The organism is uncultured Dokdonia sp., from assembly GCF_947492535.1.
In the GTDB taxonomy this organism is placed as follows: Bacteria; Bacteroidota; Bacteroidia; order Flavobacteriales; family Flavobacteriaceae; genus Dokdonia.
In genome coordinates this window covers 287,148-301,336 of sequence record NZ_CANLNH010000003.1, presented here as the reverse complement: position 1 = coordinate 301,336, position 14,189 = coordinate 287,148, and the positions used below count along the sequence as shown (strand labels likewise).

The following is a 14,189-nucleotide window of genomic DNA, read 5'->3' as shown; positions in this document are numbered from 1 at the left end:
TCAAAACTTAATTTTAAAAATAGTAGTTAATTCTTCAATAGATAGTTTTGCAAACCAAGCCCCTAGTCTTCTTGAAGCGCGAAGAATTTGTTTGTAGTTTTCAGCATATTGTAAATTAGGATTAGCTTCATCTATAATAGTTAATCTTGATGTATTTTTATCATAATTCAAAAGTCCTGAAGAAAAACACATAGACAAAGATTTTAAAGATAGATCATACATTTTTTCCATCCGATTTTGCAATCCTACATACAGAGTTTTATCATCATAAATGGTTTTCATTAAACCTCCTTCTATATAATGCCTTTTACTTATTTCAAATGATGAAGACTTATTCAATACCAATGGTAATATAGGCATCGTAAGAATTAATTCAGGACCAATGTTTTCTTGTGAATACCGTTGATAAAATTTCACAAACTCTCTAAGTATATGTGATCCAATAATATAATTTTGAACTATATCATATTCACTAAGTTCTATTTTTCTTCTATTAACTCTTTCCATTCTGGATGCCACCCTAGCAGTAATTTATTTGACAATCTTTGGTATGTTCCTCTTGTTGTGTAGTACTGATCTGTTTCTACACCCATTAATTTCTCCTTATGATTAGTAGTTTTAAAGTATATCTTTTTTCCTGATATAATCTTTTTAGATTCATCAACTTCGCTACCAAAAATATTTTTCCATCTTTCTATTAGATTATATTCAAATTCATCAAAATCTTGAGAAGACACACGAGCTTCTTCTGCATAACGAGTTCTTTCTATAGAAGCCCTTAAGTAATCATCGATAGCATCTAAAATATTTTCTTCAGTACATTTTATTATTTGTAATTGCCTAACAAAATTTTTATTTTTTTCTGCTAATCTTTGATTTTCATTTATAGGAATATTTTTAACTGCACGTTCTATAAATGGTTTAGAATGATACCTAGCTATTAGACTATTTTTTCTTTCATGTAATTTACTGACCTTCAGCCATGCACCTTTATTTTTATCCCAAAGATCTATTACAGAGTCTAGTACCCATCCAAGCAAATCATTATAAATTTCATTAAAAGGGAGATTATCATCAAGTCCTAAATTATTTTTAATTTGCTTTTTATATTCGTTTCTATTGTGATTAGTTTTACCATCCAGAACATGAATTTTTAATATAAGCATAGCTAGTTCTTCATCACTATATCCTAATACTTTTTCTATTGTAGGCAGTAATTTACCATTATGTTTTGCTCCAATTACTCTCAATTGACCCACACATTCCAATGATGATTCAAGAGTTAAAGCTCTATTTATCTTCCAGACAAACCTAGATAATGGAAGTTTTTTATTAGTTACCATTAAGAAAGATGAATTATCTACGGAAATTTTATTCTTTTTAATTGCTGAAATCCAAATTAATAAAGTATTCCATAAATCTTTACTTAAGTCAGAAAAAGGTAATTTATTTGATATTGAATGCTTATCCTGCTCATAAATATGTTTAGAATTTGATTGATCAGAAAATTTAACAACAACATCGTCTCCAGTTTCTACACCTACCATTCCCCCATAATTGGTTTGACTTAATTGTAGTAACGCTCTTTCAAGTTGGTAAATATATCCCTGCATCTGACCAGGAGCATCATGATTCTCTCTTATCATTAAATTTTAATTCCGTTATTGTAAATATAAGCAAATGAATTGTTTAATGTTGAAAAGTCATAACTCTCATAATTATTATTTTTTTACAAAAACAATAACCCATAAAATCAAAATTATATGGGTTATTGTAAAAACATTAATTTTTAAATTATATAATCAACTAGTATATGTTATCATTACTAGCCTTATTCCTTTTAAAATTATCATTTGCATTTTTATTTTTAACAATCGAGTTTAGCGTGATTGGGTCAGGATCTGTTTTAAAAATGATAGACCCTTTTAAAACTTCCGCCCAACAATGAAGGTTAAATGAGCTTGGTGTACGTAAACCACACTCCCATTTACTGACCAAGCGATCAGCAACTCCTAATTTATAATTGACATCATCTTGGGTTAATCTTAGCTCCTTCCTTCTAGCAATCATTGGACGAACGACAATTTTCAAGAAATCATCACGCGTACATTTTTTAAAGTTTGATTTATCAGCATTCATTATTTTCTCCTTATGGTTGAATGAGGTTCTTTTACAAACCGCCTGACTAATCAAACACGCACAAAGCTTGCTTAACTATGCACACAAAAAACACGTGAATATTCAATGTTTTTTTGCCTTGTGCGTAGTGATACAAATACACTCATTTATATCCCTTCCCCTATCTTAAATTGATAAAAGGAAACTCTATGCTTAAAACCATTGAAAAGAATGCTGTTGTCTTGATTGACCCTGAACAAGAAGACAGAGTTGTTGCACAACTCCTACTTCAAATGAATGCGTTTGCATCCATTAAAACCGTAGAACTGGCAACAACTCTTGATAAAACCACTCAATACAGAATGCGTAAAATTGGGCAATTCCCAAAACTTTACGCCATCACGAAAGGCGGTCAAAGGAAAGCTTATAGGTTACAGGATTTGAAAAACTGGCTTGCAAACCCTGTTTGTTTTGATCAACCTTCGAATGATTAACAATAGGTTTTCTTGGTGTTTCAAATACATCTTCTTTTAAATCATCAAAAGTCGGAACGCTCTCAATATTTGCACTACTGATAATACGTCGTATTGCTTTATTGAGGGCTTCCATTGCCCTTTTCTTTTCTGCGCCATAGGTATATTGATCATAAATAGCGGTTACATCGCCTCTAACATGATTAAGACAGAGTTTTACTAAATCTTGCCTCCCAAATAGTCCTGCAATAATTGTAGCCCCTGTACGTCTTAAATCATGAGGTATAAAAGGTTTTTCAATCCCAAAGACTTCAAAATGTCGCTTGATTGGTTGGCAAAGCGTGCGTCCACTTAGCGGTTTTAGATCATTCATCACTTTTCCTGTTCGTGCATAACTACCCGCAGAACCAAAAACATAACCCTTTCCATCTGAATATTGAGATACTTCGTCAAGAATTTTAAACGCCTCTTCACCTAAATAGATACGGTGCAAATGACCATTTTTTGTTTTGGGAAGTGTCCATATACACTCTTGAAAATCTATATCTGACCATTTCATTTGGCGCACTTCACCCCCACGCGCAACCGTTACAAGCATAAATCTTAAAGCTAGGCGTGTAACAGGCGACATTTTGATGTGATCTAATCCATACCAAAATAGATAAATCTCTTTAGGGTTAAGGTGCCGACTACGTTTGTTATTTTTAACACTAAGCTTAATATCCAAACAAGGATTGTCTCTACGGCGCATCAGTCCCATATCAGCGGCGAAATTAAATAAACGCCTTGTATAGCTATAAAGATGTTTTGCCATACTAGGCGCGTTTCTTTCGACCGTTATGCGGTGAAATATCTTAGAGAGATGTTTAGGCTCAACCTCCTTGATATTGACCTTCCCTAAATACGGTAAAAGGTCTTTCTTAAAACACTTTCTTTCATTGTGGTAGCTTTGCTTACCTGATTTTTCACAGAATTCTAAATACAGCTCTACCAATCTTGCAACTGTCATCGCGTCAAAATCTTTTTGCTTTTCTTTTTGACGCTCTCCAAGCGGATCAACACCGTTTTCAACCTTCTCCAAAGCTTGTTGATAGAGAATCATTGCCTGACTTAATGAGACTTTAGGGTATCGGCCTAAACTCATTTTTCTGCGTTTATTAGAAAATGTGTATGTGTAAAGCCACGTTTTTGTACCACTTGGTAATACACGTATTTTAAAACCCTCTAATCCCTCACAGGAATACTCCATTTTTTTAGAAGTTGGCTTTAAATGACGAATAGTAACATCGGTAAATTTGATAGACCTACCCGTTTTGTCACCACTTTTGTCACCACTTGTACCAACATTGTATGAGTTTTGATGCAACATTATGCAATCTGTCCTTTCGTTGAAGCGAAATCACAAACACATTGATATTGTCTTTTTCTAACTATAGGTACGCACTAAAAAACTCTATAAGCTTTATAGATCAGTATTTTCAAAAAAGTGTAGACAAGCTTTGAAAAAATGATTATACACCTATCTGTTCATTTTTAATGACATTCCCTGATAGCTCAGTTGGTAGAGCAAATGACTGTTAAGGTACTGCTAGAACCTTAAAAACATTTACCAAACCTTTGAAAACAATATAAAATGTAAAATTTAAGATTTCACTTGGTTGATTTGTCAGCAGTTTTGTCACACATTGTAGCATTTTATGTGTATGAAGTAAAATGCAATTTTATACAATCAAAAATTATACCTAAAAAAACAATTCACTTTCTGTAATTACTAATAATCAAATGATTAGATTTGCAAATTAACTGTTTTATGTCTAAACTTACATTGAAATAAATCATTAACAATCTAATGAATTGAGTTAACATGCCATCAGTATGGGAAAAATGTGAGTATTGTCAGGGAAAAATAGGCGGTTGTAGTATGTGCGCTGGCGCTGGCGGAAACTGGCAGAACAAGCCTGATCCTAAACCTAAACCTGAGCCAAAGCAATCATCTCAAAAATCTCGTTCTAAACAGTCTAATCAACAGAAATCTAAGCCACGTCCTAAACCAAAAAAGAAGAACAGTAACAAGTCTAATTCTAAATCAACTTGGTCTACAATGAAAATTATTGGAGCTTGTATCTTTGGACTTTGGTTAATAAGACAATGCAACGAGAATAAAGACAGCATTACAACCGGAGTGCCTAATCCTGACCCCGCACCTCAGACAGAGCAAGCATACGAACCATCAGTAGAAATGTCTGAATTTATTAAACCTGAAAAACCTACCAAGCCATATAGTTTAAGATACAAACCATCAGAATTTGATAGCATTTCCAGTCAAAAACCAATTAAGCCAGCAGAGTTTAAGTGGTATTATCGTAACTTAAACAAGCGCAAATCTGAAAACTTTTCTAAAAAAGGATATATCACATATTCTAACGGCACATATGCTGGGGAATGGGAAGATGGTAAAAAAGATGGATACGGCTTTTATTACTTTAATGACGGCGGTGTCTACCGAGGCACTTGGAAAAATAATGGTAAAAGCGGTCATAGCGTCTATCATTACGCTAATGGTGATATCTATGTTGGTGACTTTAAAAACGATAAAGAAAATGGTTATGGCACTCGTTATTTCAATGATGGTGGCGTTTATGAAGGAAACTGGGTAAGCGGTAAAGCAAATGGTTATGGCACTCGTTACTATGCTAATAACGATATCTATCAAGGTAATTGGAAAAACGATAAGGAAGATGGCTATGGTACCTATTACTCAAATGATGGTGACGACATCCATCAAGGTGATTGGGAGGATGGTACACAAAACGGTTATGGCACTCACTATTATGATGATCGCGTATACCAAGGTGACTGGGTAAATGGTAAGACAAATGGCTACGGCACTTATTATAATTATGATGGGGTATACCAAGGTGACTGGGAGGATAGTGCACAAAACGGCTATGGTACTTATTATTATAATACTGGGAGCATTTACCAAGGGGGCTGGAAAATGGGTTTATACAATGGCAACGGCGTTTACATCTCGAAAAATGGATATAAATATATTGGGGATTATGTTGATGACAAAAGATCAGGTAAAGGGACTCTCATTTGGAATGATGGAGATAAATACACGGGAGATTTTGTTGAAAATAAAAGAACAGGCAAAGGGACCTTCATTTGGAATGATGGAGATAAATATACGGGAGATTTTATTGATGGTGAAAGAACAGGCAAAGGGACTTTCATTTGGAATGATGGAGATAAATATACGGGGGATTTTATTGATGGTAAAAGGACAGGTAAAGGGACTTATATTTGGAAAAGTAGAAACAAATATACGGGGGATTTTATTGATAATAAAAGAACAGGCAAAGGGACTTTCATTTGGAATGATGGAGATAAATACACTGGAGGTTTTATTGATGGTGAAAAAACAGGCAAAGGTGTTTATACCTATCGTAACGGGAGAATACTTTCTGGATATTGGGAAAACAACAAATACATTGGTTCAACTAAGAAAAAAGCTTGGTCACCAAGCCCATAATTAAACCTTACATTCATAATTATTTTTAAAAACTTTCAAAGCTTCAAGTCTATTCCCTGTATTTTTGACTGTTTCGAGTAGTAATTCCTGTTAAGCTCTACTGAAGCTTTAAAAGTACTCACTAAACCTTTGAAAACAATATCAAATACAAAAGTCAATATTTCTCTGGGTTAAATTGTCAGCAGTTTTGCCACACATCGTAGCATTGTATTTGTATGATGTAAAATGTAACTACATGTAATGAGAATTTATGTGATAATTTACCAAAATCAATAAATACCCGATACAGGGTATTTATTTCATAGTATAACAAATTTATTTTTGGAAATAAAACCAATCGATATGAAAAGTTAAGAATTTTCATAGGTGGAATAAATATCTATAAAATTCACAAGTCTTTACGGAAACCCGTAAGGGAATTTCAAAAAATGCCATTAATTTTATTAAACTTTTCGTTATACCCTTCCCAAAACTACCATATCACTAATAATGATAGTCACCAAAATCTATCCAATTCTAATTTTTAAGAAATGAAAAAAAAGAAATTAAAATTGCAACATACAATTTTGAAAATCTTTTGAACACGCTATAGCATTTATGAAACTTATTTTTGTTTAAACTCTAAAACTTCAACCATGAAACTTTTAAATCTAATTTCATTTTTTTGTATCACAATTTTGTTAAGCTCTTGCGCTAGAACATTAACTGTAATAGAAGGCGATAAAAAAGTTGGGGGAATACCTTTCTATTCAAAAAAAGTAGTCATTGAACAACAAACGAAATATTTATATGACTGGCAAGTTTTGACATTAACTAGAGAAGAAGAAAAGAGCAATAAATCAAGTGTGACAACAATAATTTCTGCTCGTATAAAGAAAAGTCAAAATTTAGCTCCATTAGAAACTGCTCTTAAGAAATTAAATACAACAAAAGACGAAAAAGACCTTAATGGCGTCCTAACAGAAATCAAAAAGCTTAATACTGTAGATTTAACTTCCAATACTATAACTACAGCAAACGTTATCGAAAATAACTGGAAATATGTAAGTACTGTGGACTATTCCAAACAATACTATTTAAACTCTAAAATTCCTTGGTTTGGAACATCAACAATATCTCAAAAACTAGCTTCTGACGGAACGCTTACAGAAGCAAGTGGAACAACAGATAGTCAGTTAGATGAGCTAGTAGGTACAGTAGTTGGTCTTGCAACACCTTTGTCTAGTATTAAAGTAGCTGAAATTGAAAATTCAATTTTAGCCCCAGAAGTTACACAAGAGATTAACGTTATTGAATCCTTTAGTGCCTTTTCCAAGTCTATACAAAACAAATATACTTTTGACGATCTAATGAAAAAGCTATCTAAAAACAAAGTAACTTATAAGTTAAAGATTGAAGAGAAAGGATATATATATACTTTTATTAAGAAATATGATGATGCGACTAGTAATAGTAAAACTAGTGCAGGTATACCCATAACATTTAATTTGAATAATGGGAATTATACTAGAAGTAATTGGCCTCAAACAAAAAAGGAAGAACAAAAAAAAGAAGATAAGCCTACTATAAATGTTTCTGGAAGTATAGAATTACCAAAACAAGAATGAATCATTTGATTTTATAATCTATTAAAATAAAACATTATGAAAAAAATAAAGCTTTTATTTATCATATTTGGCTTTTGCATATCCGCTTTTGGTCAAAGTGAAAAGTATGAATTGAATAATTGTACAACAAAATTTTCTTTCAATTTTTATGATAGTTCTCTAGCTAAAGCTGCCAAAGATGCCCATATGAGTTCTTCTGATAACAGTATTAATATTATTGTAGAGGACAATGGAGGTATTTATTTTAAAAATAATGTATTTAGTACAGGTGAAGAATTAGTAAATGCTATTAAACTAGATTTAAACAATAGAGTTAATGTATCTTCTCAAAAAGATATAGAAATAGGTTTAAACGAGATAGCCCATTTTGAAAGGCTTAGTGAACTCATGTGTTGGTTGGAAGGTCTCGGCGCTAACGTAATTAGTGGAGAAGTATTTCTTTACTTATTCTAACTTTTTAGAATGTTTTTGTTTTCTAATTGACACAATGTTTGATATAGCCATTTCTATGGCACCCAATCTGTTCCCTGATACCTTAATAGCATCTAAAAGCAGTTCCTTATCATCTGTGTAAATAGTCACATCTTCCCTCGCCCGTGATGTCGAAACATAGAACTGCTTTTGGTCACTTGCGGGAAATGTTGATGCAGGTTGCGCAATGATGACTTTATCTACAGTTTTGCCCTGCGAACTGTAAGAGGTGGTGCAATATGCTAAGTCATAATTACCATGTCGTCTATCAAGTAGGTATTCAAACCTTCTTTTGCCTGAAACTGTAAATGCTTTGATATGCCCTTTTGTTGTAAATCCTCCGATTGTAAGAGTAGTTCCATTATTTAAACGTTTTCCTTTTAAATCTGTACTGTTCTTATTTAATCTTATTTCATCGCCTTTGCTTAATTCAACAGCTCTAGGAATATAGATATCAAAATCTTTAGCATTAGATAGGTGTAATTTGAAGTTTGCACCCCCACCGTTTTCGACAATGATTTCATTGTTTCTTACCTCTATAATGCTTAACACACTCCCCTTTATAATACCTTTCATATTCCAATGGGTTTGTATGATCTGCCCTTGTCGGTAGGTTCTTGGGTCTTGTTTTTGAACAAGGCTATAATGGCAATTATCAAAAATCGTAAAACTGTGCTCTTTTTTAGAAACAACGCCCCTTTGTTGTAAACCTTTTCGGATTTGGATATTTAACTCCCTCACCTTTTCTCTTGTTGGTGAAATAACCAATGCTATTTTTTTCTGTTCCCTAGTCTTTAAATAGTCGCTAACAAGCAAATCGTTCATTTCAGATACATCTACTTCCTGAATGCTTCCCATAGTCTCTAAATGCTCAAATCCTGAAACAATGTTGCCTTCGCTTATCTCACGGATAGCAGTTTTATAATCTTCTGTTTTTTGCCTGTATATGCTTGTCACACTAGCATAAGGAATACGCCCAATTTCTTGTAATAGTCTAAGAGCATCCCCCCGTTTGACGGCATTATGCTGTTTTGCATCACCTGAAAGGACAATACGAGTATCTAATGTCACTGCAAGTTCTAAGAGTTTCACCATATCTTGCGTACCGATAAGTCCTGCTTCATCTATCCAAATAACTTGATCTTTAGTTTTCTGTTGTAACTTTTTATCGGTTAATAGCTTTGCAAGTGTATCAGCCTTTTCAAATCCTTCACTTTTTAACACCCCTCTTGATGCCTCTGCTGTTGGGGTAAATAGAAAAACTTGTTTGCCTGATTGTTCAATTTCAGGAACAATGCTTTTTAAAAGCGTGGTTTTCCCTGTTCCTGCTCCACCCTTTATAATGTTAATCCTATTTTTAGAACGCATTACATACGAAATAGCCTTTTGCTGTTCTTCATTTAGGAACTGAAATGTTGATTTATCAAAATTCTGTACCAATGGAGGAACTTTGCCAATACTTGAACGGGCAAGCGAAATCATTTGTTTTTCTTCCTCCTTAATAGATTCAGTCGTGCAATAGGTCTGGTAATCGGCTGTTACTTTAAAGACGTCTTCTTTTTCATTTAAAGTGGTATCGATGGCTCTTAATGTTACATTTGGGTTATCGATAGCATGTATGTAAGCTTGCGCTAAAATTTGAGTTTCACGCTTTACAGAGCTATTGGCAAAACAATGTGATAAAGCGTGTTTTACTGCCTTACTAGCCGTTAAGTTATTGTCGGTTGTTGCTTTTTCTATCAAGTCATCATCAAAAAGATTTTGACTTTCCAATTGTGAACGCCAAACATCCTCCAACTGAGAAAGGTTAAGACTCTTGTCTTTCTTCTCTCGTGTTATTCCTCCCAGTTTATCAAGTGCTTTAGGATGAGTGATATTATTTTCTTGTGCTATCTGACCAATTAAATTGGTGCGCTTAGAAAAATTCTCAATCGCCTTTTGTGGAACAAGACACAACTCAAAACCTTTAGCAGTTTTTCTAGTATTAAACCCCAATGCGTCCAACTTATCAGCCAGTCGCTTATGAAACCGAGCTTGATAGTATGGCATATCTTTTCGGATATAATAAAACTGTGCTGCTTTAAAACGGTTATCTTCCTCACTAAATGTCAAATTCATTGTCAGGCAGTGAATATGATAATGTGGGTCTGGTACGTGTCCCTTCACAGCTCTCGCCGTCCTATGGGGGAAATCACACCAAAGCATCTCCCCTGTGGGTTTATCCTCATTACGACCTTTGGAACGCACGCGCACAAACATATTGTCTTGCATTTCTTGCATTGTTTCAAAAACACTTTGATCAATGGCTTGACGGATATTGTCATTACGGGTCAAACCTAAAAGAATAGAAACAGATTTAGGACAATGAAAGCTAATATCATTGCCAATCCGTCTATCTTTTAATGTTCTTGGAGTTAGTGTTTCTCCTGTAACGGGGTGTAAATTGTCACATAAACTATCAAAGCTTTGTTTATCAATAGGTTTACCTTCAAGCCCTAGACGTTTAGCTATTTTACCATTAAACACGCCTTTGGTTTCTTGACCTTCAATATAATAATCACCTTGCGAGAGTGCCTCTCTAAAATAATTTTTAGCGTGACTTGCGGTCTTACTCTGAAATATCCGTATCACTGCTTTTTCCTTTATCTGTCAAAAAGCAGTGTTTTAAATATTTATTTTACGAAGAGGTACGCACTTAAACAATAATTTAAGTCTTTTATAATGTGAGTTTTAAATTTCAATTAATTCTATTTCTGAATAGTATTGTTGATCATTTTTAAGTAAATTTCTGAAATTTATTCATATAGATACTATCTGTATAAAATCATTTACTATGACAATAAAATATCAGGCATTTATTAGTTCTACATACTTGGACTTAGTTAAAGAGCGGTCGAAAGTTCAAGAAACAATACTAAGAATGAATCATATTCCTATAGGAATGGAAATGTTCGATGCGGAGGATGAAGAACAGTGGCAAATAATTAAAAGAACAATAGATTCTTCTGATTATTATATTCTCATTTTAGGATTTAGATATGGTTCTGTTGACCAAAATGGGGTAAGTTTCACTGAAAAAGAATACGACTATGTTATTCAAAGGGGAGGAATTCCAGTTCTTTCATTTTTAATGGATGATAGTGCACAATTATCTCCATCAAAAGTTGACAAAGATAGGACTAACATTGATAGGTTTAGAAACAAGGTGATGAACAATCATAAGATGGCTAAGTTTTGGAAAAATTCAGATGAATTAGCTTCTTATTTAAGTACATCATTATTTAATCAAATTACACATAAACCAGGCTTAGGTTGGGAAAGAAGAAAGGATAAAATTATGGTTTCAAATACAATCCAAAGAGATGTCGAGTTGGAAAAACTCTGCGGCACTTGGACTTCAATGGGCTATAATGGAGCAAGTGATCATATTTATCGTGGAAAAATTGAAGTTCATTTTGATGATACTTATGGATATAGAGTAACCACTGTTCCTGATAATGGACGTATTGATGACAACTGGGAAGTTTTCAAAGGTTCATTAACTCGGAGTGGTGATCAATTTTTAATGACAATTTCAAACGAAGATACTCAAGAAACTACTGTATATTCATTTATGAAAAAAGATATTCCAGTAGTCAAAAAAGAAAATGTAATTATTTTAGGGGTTCATTTAGGTTTTACTAGAAGTAAAAATAGTCACGCAGGAGTTGGTATCTTTACTAGGATTAATTTATCTGATGAAGAAGCTCGAAAAATTCTTGGTGAAAATGTAAATTTCAGAATAGATGAAGAATTTAAATCAGGTTATTTCGATTATTATGAATTTGACAAACCCTAATATCTTAATTTTCTTAGGGGCAAAACAAATTCCGAGCAGTATCTTTTTGAAGTGTTCGTGCAGTACGTAAGTATATCAGACATCTCCCCGATTTTTTAAATAGGTTCACTTTCCAATCTTATCCTTGCAGTTTTTTTAACGATTTTCTGTACTTAATTCGCCAATTCACAAACAGGTTCAAAACTCATTCCGTGACGCTTGTTTTGTGCTAAAAGGGTTTGGTTACGAAAGACGATTGCTTCACATTCAGCGATTTCTTTTGCCAATTCCTCAATGATTTCATCAAGCTGTGCAATCTGTTTATCAAGTCTTGCTATTTTTTCTTTTCTTGTTTCTGTCATAACAGCATCCTTTCTCTATAAAAGAAATTATCACAGAAATGTACTTATGTCAATAATTTATCGTCCTCTATCCCGGTCTTTTTCTTGTTTCTTTTCTATGGATATTTCCTTTTCGCGTTCTTTTGACATTCCATCACGAGTTTTTACGAAATCATTTAATTTTTCTCTTAATTGAATAGCTCGGTCGTGAAAGTATTTTGTCTCTTGCTCTATTCTCTTAAACTCGCTTGGCGGTAGCTTCTCGTGATATTTAAAAGCCTTAGCCCTGTTTTCTTTCATTTGCTCAATTTCAAACTGAGTGAGTTTTATGAGGTCATTGATTTCTGCCTGTGTTAATTCATTAGTCATATCCTTTGATTTTATCGTTTGTATTCTCTTTCCTTTTTACGTTTGCGCTCCTCTTCATTTTGGCGTTCGAGGTCACGTTTGACTTGTTCAAAACCTTCCCTGACAGACGGAGATACAGTATTAAAAGCATCTTGATTATCGGTAAATTCTTTCCGAAGTTTCTCAAATTGTTTTTGCTTAAATTCCTGTTTGAGTTTATCAAACTTGGCGGCTGTCTTGCCGATCTCATCCCTACTTAGAATATCAAAAGCATTTTCAACTATCGTTTTTGCTTTTGGTTTAGGATTCATTGCTTTGATTTTAGATTGTTGCTTCTCTCGTTTTTTTACAAATTCAGTAGCATCTGGCAAGTACTCTAGTATCGGTTTTAAATGCTTTTCAATATCCTTCTTCTTTTGCCCTGTATATCGCCCTAAAGAATGTATTTGATTTTTAGAGCTAACAATCACCAAACCACGATTTCCTTTTGCTAAGTCAAACTTTGCTTTTTTTAAAGCCTTTTGAAACTCTTTCGGATCTGAATGATTTTTATAAAGTTGTTTAATACGAGCTTTTAATTGTTTCGGGCTTAGATAACCGTCACGAGCTGTCTGCTCACGCTCATTCATCTTTTCCCAATTCTCACTAAACTCAGCTTTGAGTTCTTTGTGTTTGAACTTACGCTCTAAATCTCGTCCAAGTTTTTTATGAATGTAATAGTCATTACTGGTTTCAATGACTTTGCCTTTTTCAATATCGGTACGTTGCCAAACAACGTGCATATGGGCGCGACCTTTCTTTTCGTGATAGACTACGGCGCGAGGTTGATCAACAAAGCCCAAGCGCCGCTCCATTTCATCAACAGCATAGAGCCATTGAGGGGAAGTCATTTGCTCATCTTTTGCGGGGTTAATTTGCGCGTGATAAAGACTTTTTTTACCCTGCGTCATTGCAATGGTCGCGTGCATATCATTTAAAGCTTGCTTTAAATCCTGTGTGGCGGTGTGTTTCAACTCCACAACAACAACACGCTCATTATCTGTCTTTAAAAGATGCTGTGCTAAAGAGGTTGGATATGATCGTGTGCCACCTTTACAGATCATACCCCAATGCTTTACGTAGATCGGTGCGGATATTCTCAACCTTATCTATAATATCAAGTCCTAATTCCTGATCGGTCGCCGTTCCAGAATTGTAATGTCGTGCAATCTGATTAAGGTTGCTTCCTATGCGCCCCCATTCTGCCAACATCTTTGCTAATAACTTAGTATCATTTGTCGGCTTCAACGGCTTTGTTCCAAGCGTTGATTTACGAAAATAATCAGCAGGACTTAATCCTGACTTTTCTGCCAGATCAAGAAAGGATTGTTTTTCTTCTTCGGTTGCTCTGAAGATGATAAATTTATTCCGCTGTCGCTTTTCGCTTTTCTTGGGTTGTTTCATATTAAAAACAAGATTTAAGTTTTTAATGGGGAGGAT

13 protein-coding genes are annotated in these 14,189 nt (G+C 33.9%); 4 read left to right on the top strand and 9 right to left on the bottom strand.

Annotation, left to right across the window (positions count from 1 at the left end):
• From Q1A60_RS05890 to Q1A60_RS05875, 4 genes are all read right to left on the bottom strand, one after another.
• Positions 1 to 507: a three component ABC system middle component gene (locus tag Q1A60_RS05890; RefSeq protein ID WP_299765164.1), complete on the bottom strand. Its 507-nt coding sequence runs from the start codon at positions 505 to 507 to the stop codon at positions 1 to 3.
• Positions 480 to 1,646 carry an ABC-three component system protein gene (locus tag Q1A60_RS05885; RefSeq protein ID WP_299765166.1) on the bottom strand — a complete coding sequence of 389 codons (1,167 nt, stop codon included), beginning with the start codon at positions 1,644 to 1,646 and terminating at the stop codon, positions 480 to 482. Before Q1A60_RS05885 ends, Q1A60_RS05890 begins: the two co-directional genes overlap by 28 nt.
• A gap of 160 nt (positions 1,647 to 1,806) precedes the next feature.
• The gene (locus Q1A60_RS05880; protein WP_299765168.1) at positions 1,807 to 2,139 is read right to left on the bottom strand and encodes a hypothetical protein; all 333 of its coding nucleotides are present in this window, start codon (positions 2,137 to 2,139) and stop codon (positions 1,807 to 1,809) included.
• A 378-nt stretch (positions 2,140 to 2,517) separates the two neighbouring features.
• Positions 2,518 to 3,960, bottom strand: coding sequence for a site-specific integrase (locus Q1A60_RS05875; protein WP_299765169.1), 1,443 nt, complete (start codon positions 3,958 to 3,960; stop codon positions 2,518 to 2,520).
• 495 nt (positions 3,961 to 4,455) lie between these two features.
• Here Q1A60_RS05875 and Q1A60_RS05870 point away from each other — a divergent pair, with 495 nt between their 5' ends.
• From Q1A60_RS05870 to Q1A60_RS05860, 3 genes are all read left to right on the top strand, one after another.
• Positions 4,456 to 6,126, top strand: a complete 1,671-nt coding sequence (locus tag Q1A60_RS05870) for a hypothetical protein (RefSeq protein WP_299765171.1) — start codon at positions 4,456 to 4,458, stop codon at positions 6,124 to 6,126.
• A gap of 635 nt (positions 6,127 to 6,761) precedes the next feature.
• Complete coding sequence (locus Q1A60_RS05865) at positions 6,762 to 7,733, top strand: hypothetical protein (protein ID WP_299765173.1); 972 nt, start codon at positions 6,762 to 6,764, stop codon at positions 7,731 to 7,733.
• 36 nt (positions 7,734 to 7,769) lie between these two features.
• Positions 7,770 to 8,186, top strand: a complete 417-nt coding sequence (locus Q1A60_RS05860) for a hypothetical protein (protein ID WP_299765175.1) — start codon at positions 7,770 to 7,772, stop codon at positions 8,184 to 8,186.
• On the opposite strand, the gene mobF is transcribed toward Q1A60_RS05860, so the two are convergent.
• Entirely contained in the window at positions 8,178 to 10,835 is a 2,658-nt protein-coding gene (gene mobF, locus Q1A60_RS05855) for a MobF family relaxase (RefSeq protein ID WP_299765178.1), read from the bottom strand. The genes Q1A60_RS05860 and mobF overlap by 9 nt on opposite strands.
• Before the next feature lie 202 nt (positions 10,836 to 11,037).
• Between mobF and Q1A60_RS05850 the strand changes: the two genes are divergently transcribed.
• Positions 11,038 to 12,042, top strand: a complete 1,005-nt coding sequence (locus tag Q1A60_RS05850; RefSeq protein WP_299765180.1) for a DUF4062 domain-containing protein — start codon at positions 11,038 to 11,040, stop codon at positions 12,040 to 12,042.
• Between the two features lie 152 nt (positions 12,043 to 12,194).
• Here the strand turns inward: Q1A60_RS05850 and Q1A60_RS05845 are convergent, their stop codons facing one another.
• The 4 genes from Q1A60_RS05845 to mobC are packed head-to-tail and all read right to left on the bottom strand — an operon-like array spanning position 12,195 to position 14,153.
• Positions 12,195 to 12,383, bottom strand: a complete 189-nt coding sequence (locus Q1A60_RS05845) for a hypothetical protein (protein ID WP_299765183.1) — start codon at positions 12,381 to 12,383, stop codon at positions 12,195 to 12,197.
• 57 nt (positions 12,384 to 12,440) lie between these two features.
• Positions 12,441 to 12,731 (bottom strand): hypothetical protein, encoded by a 291-nt coding sequence (locus Q1A60_RS05840; protein WP_299765184.1) that lies wholly within the window; start codon positions 12,729 to 12,731, stop codon positions 12,441 to 12,443.
• An 11-nt stretch (positions 12,732 to 12,742) separates the two neighbouring features.
• Complete coding sequence (locus Q1A60_RS05835) at positions 12,743 to 13,813, bottom strand: relaxase/mobilization nuclease domain-containing protein (protein WP_299765187.1); 1,071 nt, start codon at positions 13,811 to 13,813, stop codon at positions 12,743 to 12,745.
• Positions 13,803 to 14,153, bottom strand: a complete 351-nt coding sequence (gene mobC / locus Q1A60_RS05830) for a plasmid mobilization relaxosome protein MobC (protein ID WP_299765189.1) — start codon at positions 14,151 to 14,153, stop codon at positions 13,803 to 13,805. Before mobC ends, Q1A60_RS05835 begins: the two co-directional genes overlap by 11 nt.
• Positions 14,154 to 14,189 lie beyond the last annotated feature (36 nt).